Genomic DNA, 16,168 nt, shown 5'->3' with positions numbered 1-16,168 from the left:
TTTAAGCTCTGAGGCGCGCCCACTGACGTTTAGCGGCGCGGCTGGCACGATCGAGATAGAGGTAAACCACCGGCGTGGTAAACAGTGTTAACAGCTGGCTCAGCGCCAGGCCGCCAGCGATGGCCAGGCCCAACGGACTGCGCAGATCGGCGTCGCCGCCGCTGCCCAGCGCCAGCGGCAGCGCGCCGAAAAAGGCGGCCAGCGTGGTCATCATAATGGGGCGGAAGCGCATCAGGCAGGCCTGCACAATCGCCTGCTGCGGCGTCATGCCCTGCTTGCGTTCCGCCGCCAGCGCGAAGTCGATCATCATAATGGCGTTCTTTTTTACGATGCCGATCAGCAGCAGAATGCCTATCAAGGCGATCACCGTCAGCTGCGTGCCGGTCAGCAGCAGCAGCAACAGCGCGCCAACGCCTGCGGACGGCAGCGTGGAAAGGATGGTCAGCGGATGAATATAGCTTTCATAGAGCATCCCCAGCACGATATAGACGGCCGCCAGCGCGGCAAGGATCAGCCACGGCCTGGACGCGGTGAGATCGCCAAAGGCTTTCGCTGTGCCCTGGAAACCGGCCTGAATATCGCCCGGCAGCGCAATTTTCGCCATCGCGGCTTTAATCAGTGCTGAAGCCTGCTCCAGTGAAACGCCGTCCGCCAGGTTAAAGGCAATCGTGCTGGTAGCCGACTGCCCCTGATGCGCCACCGACAGCGGCGCGTTGGCGCCGCTGAAGCGGGCGAAAGCCGAAAGCGGCACCTGGTCGCCGGCATCGTTAATCACATACAGCTTGTTAAGCGTTTCCGGATCGCGCGTCCATGTATCCTGCAACGACATCACCACATGATACTGATTCAGCGTCTTGTACAGCGTGGCGACCTGGCGCTGCGCAAACGAATTATTCAGCAGCGTATCGACCATCTCAACGTTGACCCCCAGCCGTTTGGCGCGGTCGCGGTCGATCGTGACCATTACCTCCTGGCCGCCGGTTTGTGAGTCGGAATCGACGCTGGTCAGCTGCGGGATCGCCACCAGCGCGGCCTTGACCTTCGGCGTCCAGACACGCAGCGTCTCCAGATTGTCAGCCTGAAGGCTGTACTGATAGCTGGCGTTGGCGCTGCGGCCGCCGATATGAATATCCTGCGCCGCCATCAGAAACAGCTCCACGCCCGGCACGTTGCGCGTTTTGCCGCTCAGCCGGTTGGCGACTTCCGTCGCCGTCGCGTCACGCTGGTCGAAGTCTTTCAGATGCACGAAAAAGTTGGCGGTGTTGCGCGAACCGAACGCGCCGCTGCCCATTGACGACATCACGCCGTCCACCGCCGGATCCTGCTGGATCAGTCTGGCGAACGCCTCCATTTTCGGCTTCATCGCCTGGAAAGAGACGTTTTGATCGGCGCGCAGCATCCCCATCAGCAGACCGGTATCCTGATTGGGGAAAAAGCCTTTCTGCACCACCGAATAGAGAAACAGATTGAGGATCACCGTCAGCATCAAGCTAAACAGCGTCAGCCGCTGATGGCGCATCACCCAGTTCAGCCCGCGGGCGTAGGCGGCCAGCAGACGATTAAGGCCGTTTTCGATCCACTGATAAAGCGGATGCGGCCGCGCGGTGACGCCGGGTTTACGCTTCAGCAGCCGCGAACAGAGCATCGGCGTGAGGCTGAGCGACACCAGCATAGAGATAATCAGCGAAACGGTCAGCGTCACCGCAAACTCGCGAAACAGGCGGCCAACGATGCTGCCCATCAGCAGGATCGGGATAAACACCGCCACCAGCGACAGCGTCATCGACAGCACGGTAAAGCTCACCTCGTTCGCGCCTTTCAGCGCGGCGCGCACCGGGCTTAGCCCCTCTTCTATATAGCGCGTGATGTTTTCCAGCACCACGATGGCGTCGTCCACCACAAAGCCGGTGGCGATGATCAGCGCCATCAGCGACAGGTTATCCAGGCTGTAGCCGAGCAAATACATCACCGCACAGGTGCCCACCAGCGAAACGGGCAGCGCCAGCGCGGGAATGGCCACCGCCTGCAAATTGCGTAAGAAAATAAAGACCACGCCAATCACCAGCGCGATGGCGATCAGCAACGTTTCTTCGGTGTCATAAAGGGACGCGCGCACGTTGGGAGAGCGGTCAACCACGATTTTCAGCGAGACGTCGGCCGGCAGGTTTTCCTCCAGCGCCGGCAGCTGCGCTTTGATGGCATCAATGGTTTGCAGCATATTGGCGCCCGCCTGGCGCGTGACGCCGATCATCACCGACGGCGAACCGTTGAAGTAGCCGACGTTGTACTGGTCCTCTACCGAATCGTAAACGGTGGCGACGTCGCTGAGGCGGATAGCGCGGCCGTGCTGATAGCTGACCACCAAATCGCGGTACTGCTTTGCGCCGTCCAGCTGGCTATTGCCGTCAATCACCCAGCTCTGGTTAGCGCCCTGCAACATCCCTTTCGGCAGATTGCTGGTGCTGTTGGCGATGGCGGCGCGCACCGTATCCAGCGAGATCCCGGCATGGGTCAGCATTTGCGGCTGTAGATCTATTCTGACCGCCGGCAGCGCGCTGCCCATCAGCGAGACGTCGCCGACGCCCTGCACCTGCGCGATTTTCTGGTCGATTTTGCTCTCGGCGATATCGTACAGCTCGCCCTTGGAGCGAGTGGTGGACGTCAGCGCCAGCATCACAATCGGCGCGTCGGACGGGTTGGCTTTACGATAGGTCGGCAGCGACGGCATGCTGCTCGGCAGCAGGCTGCGCGAGGCGTTGATCGCCGCCTGTACATCCCGCGCCGCGCCGTTGATGTCGCGGGTCAGCTCAAACTGCAAAATGATATTGCTGGAGCCCTGCGAGCTGCTGGAGGTCATCTCGGTAATGCCCGCGATTTGCCCCAGCGCGCGCTCCAGCGGCGTGGCGACCGTGGCCGCCATCGTCTCCGGGCTGGCGCCCGGCAGGCTGGCGGAAACCATAATGGTCGGGAAATCGACCTGCGGCAACGGCGCGACGGGCAGCAAACGATAGCCCAGCGCGCCCAGCAGCAGCAGCGCCAGCGTTAACAGCAGCGTGGTGACGGGCCGGAAGATAAAAAAGCGCGTAATCATTTAGCCGCCCACATTCTGCGGCGTGCCCGCCCGGCCAGGCGATCGAACCACAGATAGATCACCGGCGTGGAGAACAGCGTCAGCACCTGGCTGAAGATCAGGCCGCCGACAATCACCAGCCCCAGCGGCTGACGCAGTTCCGCGCCCGAGCCAGAAGCCAGCATCAGCGGCAGCGCGCCAAGCAGCGCCGCCATGGTGGTCATCAGGATCGGGCGGAAGCGCAGCAGACAGGCCTGGTGGATCGCTTCTCGCGGGCTGAGGTGCTGCTTTTTCTCCGCATCCAGCGCAAAGTCGATCATCATAATCGCGTTCTTTTTCACAATGCCGATCAGCAATATCACCCCAATCAGCGCAATCAGGCTGAATTCCGTGCCCGCCAGCAGCAGCGTCAGCAGCGCGCCGACCGCCGCCGACGGCAGCGTGGAGAGAATGGTCACCGGATGAATAAAGCTTTCATAAAGAATGCCCAGCACCACGTACATGGTCAGCAGCGCGGCCAGGATCAGCCACAGCGTGTTGCCGGTAGCGTTCTGGAAAGCTTCGGTTTCGCCCTGATAGCGCAGCGACATGCTGGACGGCACCTTCAGGCTTTGCTGCGTCTCCGCTATCGCCTTTTGCGCCTCTTCCAGCGAGTAGCCGTCGTTGAGATTGAACGAGACGGTCACCGCCGGGAACTGGTTCAGCCGCATATGCACCAGCGAGCCGATGCGCTGATGAATGGTGGCGACTGAGGTCAGCCGCACCATGCCGCCGCTGCTGGTTGAAGAAGCGCTGTCAGACGAGCTGCTGTCGGTATCGCTTGAGGTGCCGCTGCTCGTGGAGGTGGTCGAGGACGAAGCGGCAGCCGCCAGCCAGATGTCGTTAAACGAGGCCGGAGACTGCTGATACTGCGGCGCGACCTCCAGCACCACCCGGTACTGATTCGACTGGGTAAAAATGGTGGAGACCAGCCGCTGGCCGAAAGCGTTATACAGCGCGGTATCCACGTCGGCGGCGGTAATGCCGTAACGCGCCGCCGCATCGCGGTTCAGTTCGACCCAGGCGACCTGCCCCTGATCCTGCAAATCGCTGACCACCGAGCTGAACTCCGGCCGTTTTTCCAGCGCGGCCACCAGCTTCGGCGTCCAGGCGACCAGGTTCTCGCTGTCGGCGTCGTCCAGCGAGAACTGATAGCGATCCGGCGTGACCCGATCGTTGACCGTCAGATCCTGCGCGGCCTGCATATAAAGCTGAATGCCCGGCACGCTGCGGGTCGCCTGTTGCAGTTCGGCAATCACCTGGTCGGCCCGCTCGTCGCGCTGGTCAAACGACTTCAGGTTGATTTGCAGCCGCCCGCTGTTCAGGCTGGTATTGTTGCCGTCGATGCCGATAGTGGAAGAAAGACTCGCCACCGCCGGGTTCTTCAGCACGATAGCCGCCAGCTGCTGCTGCCGCTTCGCCATTTCACCAAAAGAAACGTCCTGAGAAGCCACGGTCACGCCCTGGATTAACCCGGTATCCTGCGCCGGGAAAAAGCCTTTGGGAATAACCAGATAGAGCAGCGCGGTCAGCGCCAGCGTCGCCAGCGCTACCAGCAACGTCAGGCGCTGATGGTTAAGCACTATCGTCAGCAGGCGATCGTAACCGGCCACCAGCTTATCGAAGAACTGACCGCCCTTGCGGTAAAAGCGGCTCTGCTTCTCTTCTGGGATATGGCGCAGCAGACAGGCGCAAAGCATCGGCGTAAGCGTCAGCGAAACCAGCATCGAAACCAGAATCGACACCGCCAGCGTAATGGCGAACTCGCGAAACAGCCGTCCGACCACGTCGCCCATAAACAGCAGCGGGATCAGCACCGCAATCAGCGAAAAGGTCAGCGAGATAATGGTGAAGCCAATCTGCGCCGAGCCTTTCAGCGCCGCCTCCATCGGCGTTTCGCCCTGCTCCAGCCGCCTTGAGATATTTTCCACCACTACGATAGCGTCATCAATAACGAAACCGGTGGCGATAGTCAGCGCCATCAGCGACAGGTTATTCAGGCTAAAGCCCGCCAGATACATCACGCCAAAGGTGCCGACCAGCGACAGCGGCACCGCCACGCTCGGGATCAGCGTCGCCGCCACGTTGCGCAGAAACAGAAAGGTCACCATCACCACCAGCGCAATCGACAGCATCAGCTCAAACTGCACGTCGCTGATGGAGGCGCGAATGGTCTGGGTACGGTCGGAGAGGATCTGCACTTTTACCCCGTCCGGCAGCGCGGCCTGAAGCGTCGGCAGCTGCTTTTTAATGTTGTCCACCACCGCAATCACGTTGGCGCCGGGCTGGCGCTGGACGCTAATCACAATCGCCGGGCTGTTGTTGGCCCAGGCCGACTGATAGCTGTTTTCCGCCGCCTCTTCGATATGGGCGATATCCTTCAGCCGCAGCGCCGCGCCGTTCTGATATGTAAGGATCAGGTTGCCGTATTCCTCTGCGGTGCGCAGCTGGTCGTTGGCGTCGATGGTTATCGAATGGTATTTGCCGTCGAAACCGCCTTTCGAGCCGTTGACGTTGCTGTTGCTAATCAGCGTATTGACGTCTTCCAGCGTCAGCCCGTGCGCCGCCAGCGCTTTGGGATCCATCTGCACGCGGATAGCGGGCTGATGGCCGCCCGCCAGCGTCACCATGCCGACGCCGGAGATTTGCGACAGCTTCAGCGCGACGCGGGTGTTGACCAGGTCCTGGACTTTAATCAGCGGCAGCGTATCCGAGCTGGCCGCCAGCGTGATCACCGCCGTATCCGCCGGGTTCACCTTTTTATAGGTTGGCGGATTAGGCAAGTCGGAGGGCAGCAGGCTGTTGGCGGCGTTGATGGCCGCCTGCACTTCCTGCTCCGCCACGTCCAGCGACAGATCCAGCGAGAACTTCAGCGTGATCACCGACGAGCCGCCCGAGCTGCTGGAGGCCATCTGGCTCAGGCCCGCCATCTGCCCCAGCTGCCTTTCCAGCGGCGCGGTAACGCCCGATGCCATCACGTCCGGACTCGCGCCCGGATAGAGCGTGGTGACCTGAATGGTCGGATAATCCACCTGCGGCAGCGCGGAGGTCGAAAGAAACTTATAGGCGAAAACGCCGGAGATCAGCACGCCGATCATCAGCAGGATAGTGGCGACCGGACGCGCGATAAAAATGCGGGACGGATTCATTGCGCTTTCGCTTTGTCGCTGGCGGCCGGAGTTTCATCAGCCGTAACCACAGTGACTTTGCTGCCGTTGCTTAGCCGATCGATGCCTACGGTAACGACCTGCTCGCCCGCCTTCACGCCTTCGGTAATCGCCTGCTGCGTGTCGCCCAGCGTCGGCCCGGTTTTCACCGCGCGGCGCGTAACCGTTTTATCGCTGCCGATCACGTAGACGAAGCTGCCGTCGCTGCTGAGCTGCAACGCCTGCGCCGGGATCACGGTCGCCTGCTTCAGGGTGCCGGTTTGCAGCCGCAGATCCACAAACTGGTTGGGATAGAGCGCCTCGTCCTGATTGTCGAACAGCGCTTTCAGCTCGACCGTGCCGGTAGCGGTGTCGATCTGGTTGCTGATAAACCGCACGCTGCCGGAAGCCAGCGCCTTATCGCCATCCTGATCGAACGCGGTTGCTGGCAGCGTCTGCCCGTTGTGCAGCGCCTTAATCAGCGTGGGAATGTTGCTTTGCGGAACGCTGAAAGTTACGGCGGCGGGCTGCATCTGGGTAATGGTCACCAGGCCGGTGGTGTCGCTGCTCTGCACCATATTGCCTTCGTCAACCAGGCGCAGGCCAACGCGCCCGGAAACCGGCGCGGTGATGCGTGCAAATTCAATATTCAGCTTTGCCGAGGCGATTTGCGCCTGGTCGGCTTTGACCGCCCCGCGATACTGCCCCACCGTGGCGGCCTGCGTATCCAAATCCTGGCGGGCTAAAGAGTCCTGCGCATAGAGCTTGCGGTAGCGCGCCAGCGTCAGCTCCGCGCTTTGCAGTAGCGCCTGGTTCTGGCTGAGATCGCCCTGGTACTGCGCCAGCGTGGCCTCATAGCTGCGTGGATCGATCTGCGCCAGCAGCTGGCCGGCTTCGACCTGCTGCCCTTCCGTAAAGTAAACTTTCATCAGCTGCCCGTCCACGCGGCTGGTAACGGTAACGGTAGCATTAGGGATCACCGTGCCGAGCGCGGTCAGGTAAACCGGTACGTCGGCGGTGGTAACCAGCCCGGCGTGAACCGCTACCGGGCCGGCCATCATCATGCCGGGGCCGCCCGGCCTGCCCGCGCCGCTGCCGTGCGGCCAGAAACGCCAGACCAGCAAAATGGCCAGAATAATAAGAGCGGCAAGGATAAGTTTGCGACGGAAGGGTTTTGCTGTTGTAGAGGTCATGAGGCTCAGTCGGATCAAATAAAACAAAGAAGCGGCAGCATCTCGTCACCGCCAGAAAAAAGCAGGTCATCTGACCCGGCGGTATTATGATTGAGCAGGCTGATTAAATTCCATGCTCAGAACGTAAGGTTTCCGTTAAGGGTGGTTTACAAGTCTCAGCCGTCGAATTCAGACCGCCGCGTTATTGCCATCTGCCGTCAGGGCGTGGGCATTTTAAGGCACGGGCGAAAAAAAGCTGGCAGCAAGGCCAGCTTGAGGTTGTTGACAAACTCATATTCTGTCATCAAATTGCGTTCGGGCCGGTGAAAAGCAGCAGAGGCAGATCGGAACACGGACACGCCGTAGATACGTCCCTGTAGGCTCGTTTGGCGCGTCCATGCGCCAAAACGGTCCGCTTATCCGCTCAGCCTCTGCCGCCGTGAAACAGCTGGGTCGCTGTAAAAAACACCAGACTGCATCCGCTATTTAAGTTTGCCTGCAGTCTGAAGCTGGCAGCAAGGCCAGCTTTTATCAGTGTCGCGCCGCGATTAAAAGGCGATATCCACGCCGCCACGGAAGACCGACTCGTCGCCTTTCTCCGCCACGTGCTTGTCCACTCGCAGGAACAGGCGCGCATCTTTCGCTTTGCCTACGTCCAGCCGCATCCCGTACCACTGAGAATCCCTGTCCAGCGTCATGCCCGGAATGGCGAAGCTGTCGCCTTCAGAACCGGTGCCTGTCCAGCGGGCGTTCACATCCAGCGACGGATTGGTAAAGGCGTGCTGGTGCTCGCCGTAGACGGAAAGCAGCGACCACCATTGATCGACCTCAAGCAGAGGCGCGCTCAGGTTAAGGCCGGTGAGGCCAACGGTGCGGCTGTAACGGGCACTGTCGCCTTGCAGTCCCAGCGCGCCGGCCTCATCGTTAAAGCCGCCGGTATAGAGCTGGCTCAGCTTCATGCCGACATAAGGTTGCAGCGTCAGCTTGTCGTCCAGCGACCAGCGGTAGCCGGTTTTGACCAGCGCCTGCCAGCTGTCGTTGCGCGTTTCTGATGAAGATGAACGCACGCCGTTCAGCAGCAGCACGCGATCGAGATCGGTCTCGCCATGCTGATAGCTCAGGTTGCCCTGCCAGAACCATTCCGGCGTTACGGCATACTGTCCATAAAGCATAACGCCCTGCAAACTGTTGGTGCTGTTGCCGCCGCTGCCTTCGTAGCTGGCCCGGATTTCGCTATCGGTGACGGCCGCGCCTACCCGCAGTCCCGGCACGTCGAAACTGCTGTCCACGCCAATCGCCGTAGTGTTGGTGCGGTAGTGGCTGCCCTGATAACCATCCTGCTGCAAATCGCCGTGCAGCGTGCCCGTTTCCGCCCACATGCCGTAAGGCTTTTGCCGCGCCGGATCGAGGCGGTTATTCAGCAGCTGGTTCTGGTAATCCAGGCTGTTGAAGAGAATAGCATTGCCGCTGGCGTGTGCCTGGCCGGAAAGCGAATCCAGCACCGCTTCAGCCGCCGCGCCGCTGCCGATACGCTGGAAAGCCGCCGCATCCTGCAACAGTTCGGTTTGCTGCGCGGAAAGGCCCGACTGCGTCGACAGCCTGTCGGCCGCCTGCAACGCCCGCTCGACGTTGGCGGCGCTTTGCAGCGTTGCTTTGCCGGTCAGTCCCGCCGCCTGGGCCGCCTGAACGGTATTCACTCGCTGAAAATTTCCGGTAACGCTGTTGGCGCTGTAGGCCACCGTGCCTTTCAGGAAGACGCCGGTATCCACGCTGGCGAACTGCCCGCTGATGCCCTGTCCGCTTTCCAGCAGCGATTCGTTGGTCTGCACAATATAGGTATCGGAAGGCAAGGTAACCTGAAGCGCGCCGTTGAGCGTCGCCGGGCCTGCAACCGTCAGCGGCTGAGAGAGCGTTATCCGCAGCGTGCCGTCGGCGCTTTGCTGATAGCTGCCGACCACGCGCAGCCCGCCAGCGGCGGTGGTTACCACCGTGCCCTGGTTGCTCAGATTACCGTTGATCCGGCCCGAGCCTGCCAGCAGCCCGCTGCCCGTTACGCGCACGTCGCTGGCGACGCTGCCGTCGATAAACAGACTGTTGCTTTCCACCCGTGTTGCGCCGGTGTAGGTGTTATTGCCGCTCAGCGTCAGGCTGCCGCCCGCGTTGCTGGCGCCGCTGACAATCAGGCCGCCGCTGCCGCTGATATCGTTGGCAAACACGTAGCTGCCGTAGGTCAGCGCGGCGGTAAAGTCATCGCCATAAAACATCCCCGGGCCTCGTAACGCCTTATCGACATTCACATTTCCCCAGCCGAAGGTGTTGTTATAGGGCCGCCCGTTGGCGGTGTCCTGGCTGACGCCCGCCACGGCATCGCTGTGGTAATCCGCCGTCGTCAGCAAAGTTTGCTGAAGGTTGTAGCCGGTCATCCACGGAAACTGCGCCGACACACGGGATGCCGCGCCGGTCACGCGAGGTGCGGCGAAAGAAGTGCCGTATTTGCGACCCAGCGTGCCGTTGTCCTGCAGGTAATCCGCATAGCCGGGCGCGGCCAGACACCAGGCGGCGACATCGCCACAGGCGTCAAACACAAACAGCTCCGGCGGACGGCTGCCCTGCGCCACGGTATAGCCAGGCACATAGCCGGTCACGGCGATCAGCCCTTTTTGCAGGCTGGGGTCATTGTAGATTAAAGGGATCTGCGCGTTCGGCGAAGGCGTGGACGTCCCGTTGTTGCCGGTCACCACTACGCCCAACGCGTTAGCGCTGACGATGCTGCTCAGGCTGTCACGCAGCAGATCGTAACGCCCGCTGGTTCTGGCGCTTTGCTGCTGTGCCGTGGTAGCCAGCCGCTCGCCGGAAGCATAAGACATGTTAATTATTTTTACGCCGTTATTGAGCAGCCCGCTGATAGCCTTTTGCGTATCCTGGTAATAAAAAAGGTTATTACTGGAAGCCTGCGCTATCCATAAATCGCTGTCCGGCGCCACGCCGCCGGCAAACGCCCCGCTGGCCAGGCCGGCCGCCGTCAGCGCCACCAACGTGCCGTGCCCTGCCTGACCGTTATTATCGTTCAGGGTCTGGCTGCCGCCGGAAAGATAAGAGGCGAAATGGACGTTGTCGTAGTTGATGTCAGAACGACCGGCCGCCAGGCCCGAATCGACAATACCGACTTTAACCTTGCCGTAGGTAACGACTGGCGAAACCGGCATCGGCTCTGGGGTTGGCGCCGAATCGGTAGTCGGCGTCGTCTCGGCTACGGGTTCGGTTGTCGGCGTTGGCGTCGGCGTCGGCGTCGGCGTTGGCGTCGGCGTTGGCGCGGGATTGTTTACAGGCGCCGGCGCCATGTTCAGCGTTTCGCCACCACCACCGCCGCCGCCACCACCACCACCACATCCGACAAGTAATAACGTACTGATTAAAACGGCCAGCACCGATAGCTGAGAAGGTGCCGGAAAGTCAGGAGTCGATCTGATAATGTGCACGAATGTCCTCTTGGATCGTATGAAAGTAGAGCCATCCATGCTTTGATATAAACAGTTTAGATCTTATCTGGAGATATAACAGATATTGATATTTTAATAGATCACACAATTTCCAATTGTCAGAATAGCTGATGTTTAACAGAGGTATTTGTGCGTTAAAGCCGGAGCGGATGACGGGAGGCTAATATAAAAAAAGCCCACGCGCTGGCGTGGGCTTCTTGTTGACGGCGGCCTCAGGTATTGGACAGTATCAGGTGCCGCTGTGCGTGGAGTAGAGCGCGTCCGGTGCCACGTTCATATGCTTGAGCACGGGGCCGATAATATTGCCGAAGACCGGCGCGGCGACCGAGCCGCCAAAGTGATCCCCTGCCGTCGGGTGGTTGATCATAATCACCAGCGCGACCTGAGGATTACTGGCTGGCGCTACGCCCGCGGTATAGTTGATATAGCCGCCGTCATATTTACCGCTCGCGCCCATTTTTTCGGCCGTTCCCGTTTTAATTGCCAGTCGATAGCCCGGTACCGCCGCGCGCACGCCGCTGCCGCCGGGCAGCGCGTCGCTTTCCATCATATGGACCACCGAGCGCACGATATCTTCGTCTGCTACCCGCGTGCCGATCACGGGCGGCGTCACTTTGGTAATCGAAAGCGGACGATAAACGCCGAAAGATCCCAGCGTGGCGTATTCACGCGCTATTTGCAGCGGCGTGACGCGCAGACCATAGCCAAAGGAGAAAGTGGCCCGTTCGATATCGGCCCAGCGTTCACGGTGCAGCGGGAAGTAGCCTACGCTTTCGCCGGTCAGCCCCAGGCCGGTGGGTTTCCCCAGGCCAAAAGAGTGGAAGGTGTTGACCAGCACTTCAGCGGGCATCGCCAGCGCAATATGCGATACGCCGATATCGCTCGATTTTTGCAGGATGCCGGTCATGGTCAGTCGCGGCCAGTGGCCCACGTCGCGGATCAGGTGGCCGTTAACGCGATAAGGCGTGGTATCCAGCACGGAATCCGGGCGCACCAGCTTGCGCGCCAGCCCTTCCATCACCACCAGCGGTTTTACCGTTGAGCCGGGTTCATAGCTGTCGTTAATGGCCGCATTACGCATCTGGTCAGGCGAAACGTTGCTGAAATTATTGGGATTATAGGAAGGATAAGACGCCATCCCCAGAATTTCGCCGGTATCGACTTTAACCAGCACCGCCGCGCCGGAATCGGCTTTATTCAGCAGTACGCCATCGCGCAGCTTAGTGTACAGGGTGTACTGATCGAATTTATCGATGCTGAGCTGCACCGTCGGCGGCTGGCGAGGCGGCTCATAGTTAATCATGGCGATAATATTGCCGTGGGCATCCTGACGATATTTCTCTACGCCTGCCGTGCCCTGCAACACCTTATCAAAACCTTTTTCCAGCCCGTTCAGGCCGCTATTGTCCGCGCCGACAATGCCGAGCAGCGGCGCAGTCGCCTCGCTCATCGGATAGAAGCGGCTGTCGTCATAGACGGTGGAAATGCCGGAAAGATGCAGTTTGGCGATATCTTTAGCGATACCCAGCTCGATTTTATGGCCCAGGTAAAGAAAGCGACGGTTGGGATTGGCTTTGATCTGCCGGGCGATCTCTTCAGGTCGCTGATCCAAAGCGTTAGCCAGATATTCCCATTTCGCGCTGGTAAAATCGGGATTGGCTTCCAGCACGCGCTGCGGATCGGCAATGATATCGCGCGAGGGCACGCTCAGCGCCAGCGCTTCGCCGTTACGATCCAACAGCGTGCCGCGATTAGTCGGAATAGTGACCGTGCGCAGCGAGCGCTCATCCGCCTGTTTTTCCAGCATAGGATGATTAATCAGCTGCAAATCCCCTACCCAGAGCAACAGCAGCAGCATGGAAACGAACACGCCAAGACAAATCAGGCGAAAGCGAACGGGATGAAACGGCTCCTGGTCTTTAGCCAGTGATTTCTTTAAGCGGGGCATGGCTCTTCTGTCGGCGAATAGCGGATAACTGACCGGGAGTTATACAAAAAATGCAGGGGTGATAACAGGAAAACTGTGTTTCAGATCGTGATTATTGCCGTGCGGTTTAGCAAAAGCGTCAGGTAAAAAAAACCTGCGCATCTGCGCAGGTCGGTGAAACAAAGTTATTTTGATGTTCACCCATCAATACCTCTGGGACATAAACTGTAGCAACCGGGCCAGCCTGCTCGCCAGCCCACATTCGCAACAGTTACCCGCAAAATGTAACCAGCCATGTGATTTCTATGTGTTTTTGCAACGTTAGTGGGTTGCCGAAAGCTACATCCCGCCTTAGCGGGATGACTGCCGGGCTCAGGAAGGAAAGAAAATTTTCAGGATAGCTGGCAGAGTGGGTATGATCTGGGCAAAAATCACGGCGCTGACGCACCAAAAAATAATTGCGTTTTTTGCATCGCTAATTGCCACGTTCAACTTGCGAACCTCTTCTAAAGGGGTGCTGTTCTCCCCTTTCAGTTCCTCTCTGAAAACGCCGGGATCCTGCTTTGTCATATAGTTCGACTTGATGACGGCAATATCAATCCGAATGCCCGCTACGTCTTCTTCCAGCTTCCTTACACGATTTCGCATATTTCCCCCTCTGCCGCCGCTTTTTTCCCAATAGCCGGGAAACGGCACCGCATCCATTTCAGTTCCGTACATAATTTATCCTTCCCTGATAGCTATGTCATGGCTATTTTTTAGCCAGACGGCGGGCAACCGGATGATAATCCCTTGAAAGCTTTCAAAACTGCCATCCACTCCAGGACAGCAGAAACGATCTTTACGGTTTTTATCTGTATTGCCCGGTCTGTCAGCAGGCTAATTTTTAATCTTTTTCACTCCGTTATCAACAATTATTGGCACTATCAGAGTGGTGTCCGTTTTGTTGCTGGCATCAGACTTCCGTCGCCTTGCGGATCTCTACCAGGCAGCTCATGGCGTTTGGCCCCTGCGTCAGCGACGAGGTGCCGATATCCAGCGTCAGCACGTTGGGATTGCCCGCCTGGTCATACGGCAGCCAGGCTTTGCCAAAGCCCGGATCGAACCAGGCGCCGGTGGCGATCAGCACCACGCTGCGGCTGACGCCGTCCGTAAGCCTGACGCCAGCCAGCATCCGCCCGCGATCGTTGCTGACCTCAATGGTGTCGCCATCGGCAATCCCGCGCGTTTCGGCATCTTCCGGATGCATCCACAACGTTTCCCTTCCGGCCGTTTTGTTAGCCTGCACCGTCGGCGTCGCATCCATCTGGCTGTGCAGACGATCGCCAGGCTGCATGGAGATCATATGCAGCGGGAAGCGCTGGCGGATTTCCGCTCCCAGCCACTCCTGCGGCGGCTGCCATTCCGGATGCGGCGCAAAATCCACCAGGCCAAAGCCCGCAATGGTTTCGCTGAACAGCTCAATTTTGCCGCTGGCGGTCTGGATCGGGTTTTGCTGCGGATCCCGGCGAAAATCCTCCATAAAAATAAACGGCTTGTCGCCTTCTGGCACCTCCACGTAGCCCCGTTCCCAGAAAGTCTGGAAATCCGGCCAGTCGACGCCCCGGCGCTGGTGCGCCACCGCACACTGCTGGTAAAGGTGCTCAATCCACTGCGCTTCGTTCCGGTTTTCGGTAAAAGCGTCGCGATAGCCCAGGCGCTCCGCCAGATCGGCAAAAATATCAAAGTCGTTACGCGCCTGATGCTGCGGTTCGATCGCCTGATGCATAGCCAGCACAAAGCGGTCGCGGGACGAGCCGCCGATATCGTTGCGCTCCAGCGAGGTGGTCACCGGCAGCACGATGTCCGCCATCTGCGCCGCAGGCGTCCAGACGATATCCTGCACGATAACCGTTTCCGGCTTCTGCCAGCCCTCGACCAGCCGGTTAAGCTGCTGATGATGATGGAACGGATTGCCGCCCGCCCAGTGGATCAGCTGAATATCGGGATAAGTATGGGTTTGGCCCTGGAAAGCGTATGGCTCGCCCGGATGCAGCAGCATATCGCTGATGCGCGCCACCGGGATCGCCTGGTCGGCAATGGGGTTGACGCCGGTTGACATCATCGGCGCCGGCCCGTCAATGCGCGGGTTGCCCACGCTGTTCATGGAACCATGTCCAAAAGAGAACCCGGCGCCCGGCAGGCCCGGCTGGCCCAGCATTGACGAGAGCGCGATCATCATCCAGTAAGGCTGTTCGCCGCGATGGGCGCGCTGCACGGAATAAGAACTGGTCATAAAACTGCGTTTACCGATCAGCTGTCTGGCCAACAGTTCAATGCGCGCAGCCGGAATACCGGTGATCTCGCTGGCCCAGCGCGGGGTTTTCGCCACCCCGTCGCTGTCGCCCAGCAGATAGCCGCGCAGCTGCGGATAGCCTACGCAGTGCGAAGCCAGAAAATCGCCATCCGCCGCGCCCAGCCGCTCCACTTCGTACCCCAGCGCCAGCATCAGCGCCACGTCGGTATTAGGTCGGATCGGGATCCATTCGGCGTTAACAAATTCCGGGCAGTCATCCCGCATCGGGCTGATGTTGATCACCGGTGTGCCTTTGGCCGCCAGTTCAAGCAGCGCCGGTTTCAGGCTGTGCTGCCCTGCGCCGCCGGAGGCAACCTGGCCGTTTTTCAGCGCCAGCCCGCCAAAGGCAACAAAAATTTCGCAATGTTCCACCACGCTCGGCCAGTCGGTAACGCGACCGGTCAACGGCATATAGGTGCCGATGATATAGGGCAGGAAAAACTGCGCGGCACCCCAGCTGTAGTTGCCCAGCTGATCGACGCCGCCGCCGCCGGTAAAGTAGAAGCGGCGGATCAGCGTGCGGGCATGGTTAACGCGCCCCGCCGAAGACCAGCCGTAAGAACCGTTAAAAATACCGGCGGCGCCGTAGCGATCGCGCACCCGACGGTTTTCTTCCGCCACTAAATCCAGCGCTGTTTCCCAGTCCACCGCCACAAAATCTTCCCGTCCCCGCAGCGTACGGTCGCTTTTCTCGCGCGATTTAAGCCAGGAGCGGCGCACCATCGGCTGACGAATGCGCCGGTCGGAATAGACCAGCTCGGGAATAGTGTTAAGCATTGGCGACGGATCGCGATCGGCGAAAAAGGGTTCGCAGCGCTGCAGTTTGCCGTTTTCGACAACGGCGGTAAAGGCGCCCCAGTGGGCGAGATGCGGCACTTTTTTTAGAGTCATGGCAGGCAGTCCGGCTGGTGTTCGTGTCAGCCTACAGGCTACCATTTTTCCGGTGCGTTTCAGCAAACTTCTGTGCGGCCGATATGCG

The 16,168-nt window shown here is 59.7% G+C and carries 7 protein-coding genes; all 7 read right to left on the bottom strand.

All coding sequences use genetic code 11. From position 1 onward, the window contains the following. Position 1: 1 nt before the first annotated feature. The 7 genes from ACA373_RS13995 to ACA373_RS13965 all read right to left on the bottom strand — a co-directional run bounded on the left by ACA373_RS13995 (position 2) and on the right by ACA373_RS13965 (position 16,080). A complete protein-coding gene (locus tag ACA373_RS13995; protein ID WP_370734690.1) occupies positions 2 to 3,091 on the bottom strand; it encodes a multidrug efflux RND transporter permease subunit in 3,090 nt (1,029 codons plus the stop codon). Continuing rightward, positions 3,088 to 6,258, bottom strand: coding sequence for an efflux RND transporter permease subunit (locus ACA373_RS13990; protein WP_370734689.1), 3,171 nt, complete (start codon positions 6,256 to 6,258; stop codon positions 3,088 to 3,090). The genes ACA373_RS13995 and ACA373_RS13990 overlap by 4 nt, the downstream gene beginning before the upstream one ends. Further along, on the bottom strand, positions 6,255 to 7,448 hold the full coding sequence (locus tag ACA373_RS13985) for an MdtA/MuxA family multidrug efflux RND transporter periplasmic adaptor subunit (RefSeq protein ID WP_370734688.1): 1,194 nt from the start codon (positions 7,446 to 7,448) through the stop codon (positions 6,255 to 6,257). Before ACA373_RS13985 ends, ACA373_RS13990 begins: the two co-directional genes overlap by 4 nt. Before the next feature lie 527 nt (positions 7,449 to 7,975). Beyond that, positions 7,976 to 10,906: a S8 family serine peptidase gene (locus tag ACA373_RS13980; protein ID WP_370734687.1), complete on the bottom strand. Its 2,931-nt coding sequence runs from the start codon at positions 10,904 to 10,906 to the stop codon at positions 7,976 to 7,978. 250 nt (positions 10,907 to 11,156) lie between these two features. Next, the gene (locus ACA373_RS13975) at positions 11,157 to 12,875 is read right to left on the bottom strand and encodes a penicillin-binding transpeptidase domain-containing protein (RefSeq protein ID WP_301252527.1); all 1,719 of its coding nucleotides are present in this window, start codon (positions 12,873 to 12,875) and stop codon (positions 11,157 to 11,159) included. Positions 12,876 to 13,226: 351 nt separating this feature from the next. Next, positions 13,227 to 13,574, bottom strand: coding sequence for a hypothetical protein (locus tag ACA373_RS13970; protein ID WP_370734686.1), 348 nt, complete (start codon positions 13,572 to 13,574; stop codon positions 13,227 to 13,229). A 235-nt stretch (positions 13,575 to 13,809) separates the two neighbouring features. Then, entirely contained in the window at positions 13,810 to 16,080 is a 2,271-nt protein-coding gene (locus tag ACA373_RS13965; RefSeq protein ID WP_301730079.1) for a molybdopterin guanine dinucleotide-containing S/N-oxide reductase, read from the bottom strand. Positions 16,081 to 16,168: the final 88 nt, after the last annotated feature.

Origin of the sequence: Erwinia sp. STN24 (assembly GCF_041320675.1) — a bacterium.
Lineage (GTDB): Bacteria > Pseudomonadota > Gammaproteobacteria > Enterobacterales > Enterobacteriaceae > Erwinia > Erwinia aeris.
Note: the sequence above shows the minus strand (reverse complement) of the source record. Positions and strands in the feature narration are given on the sequence as shown.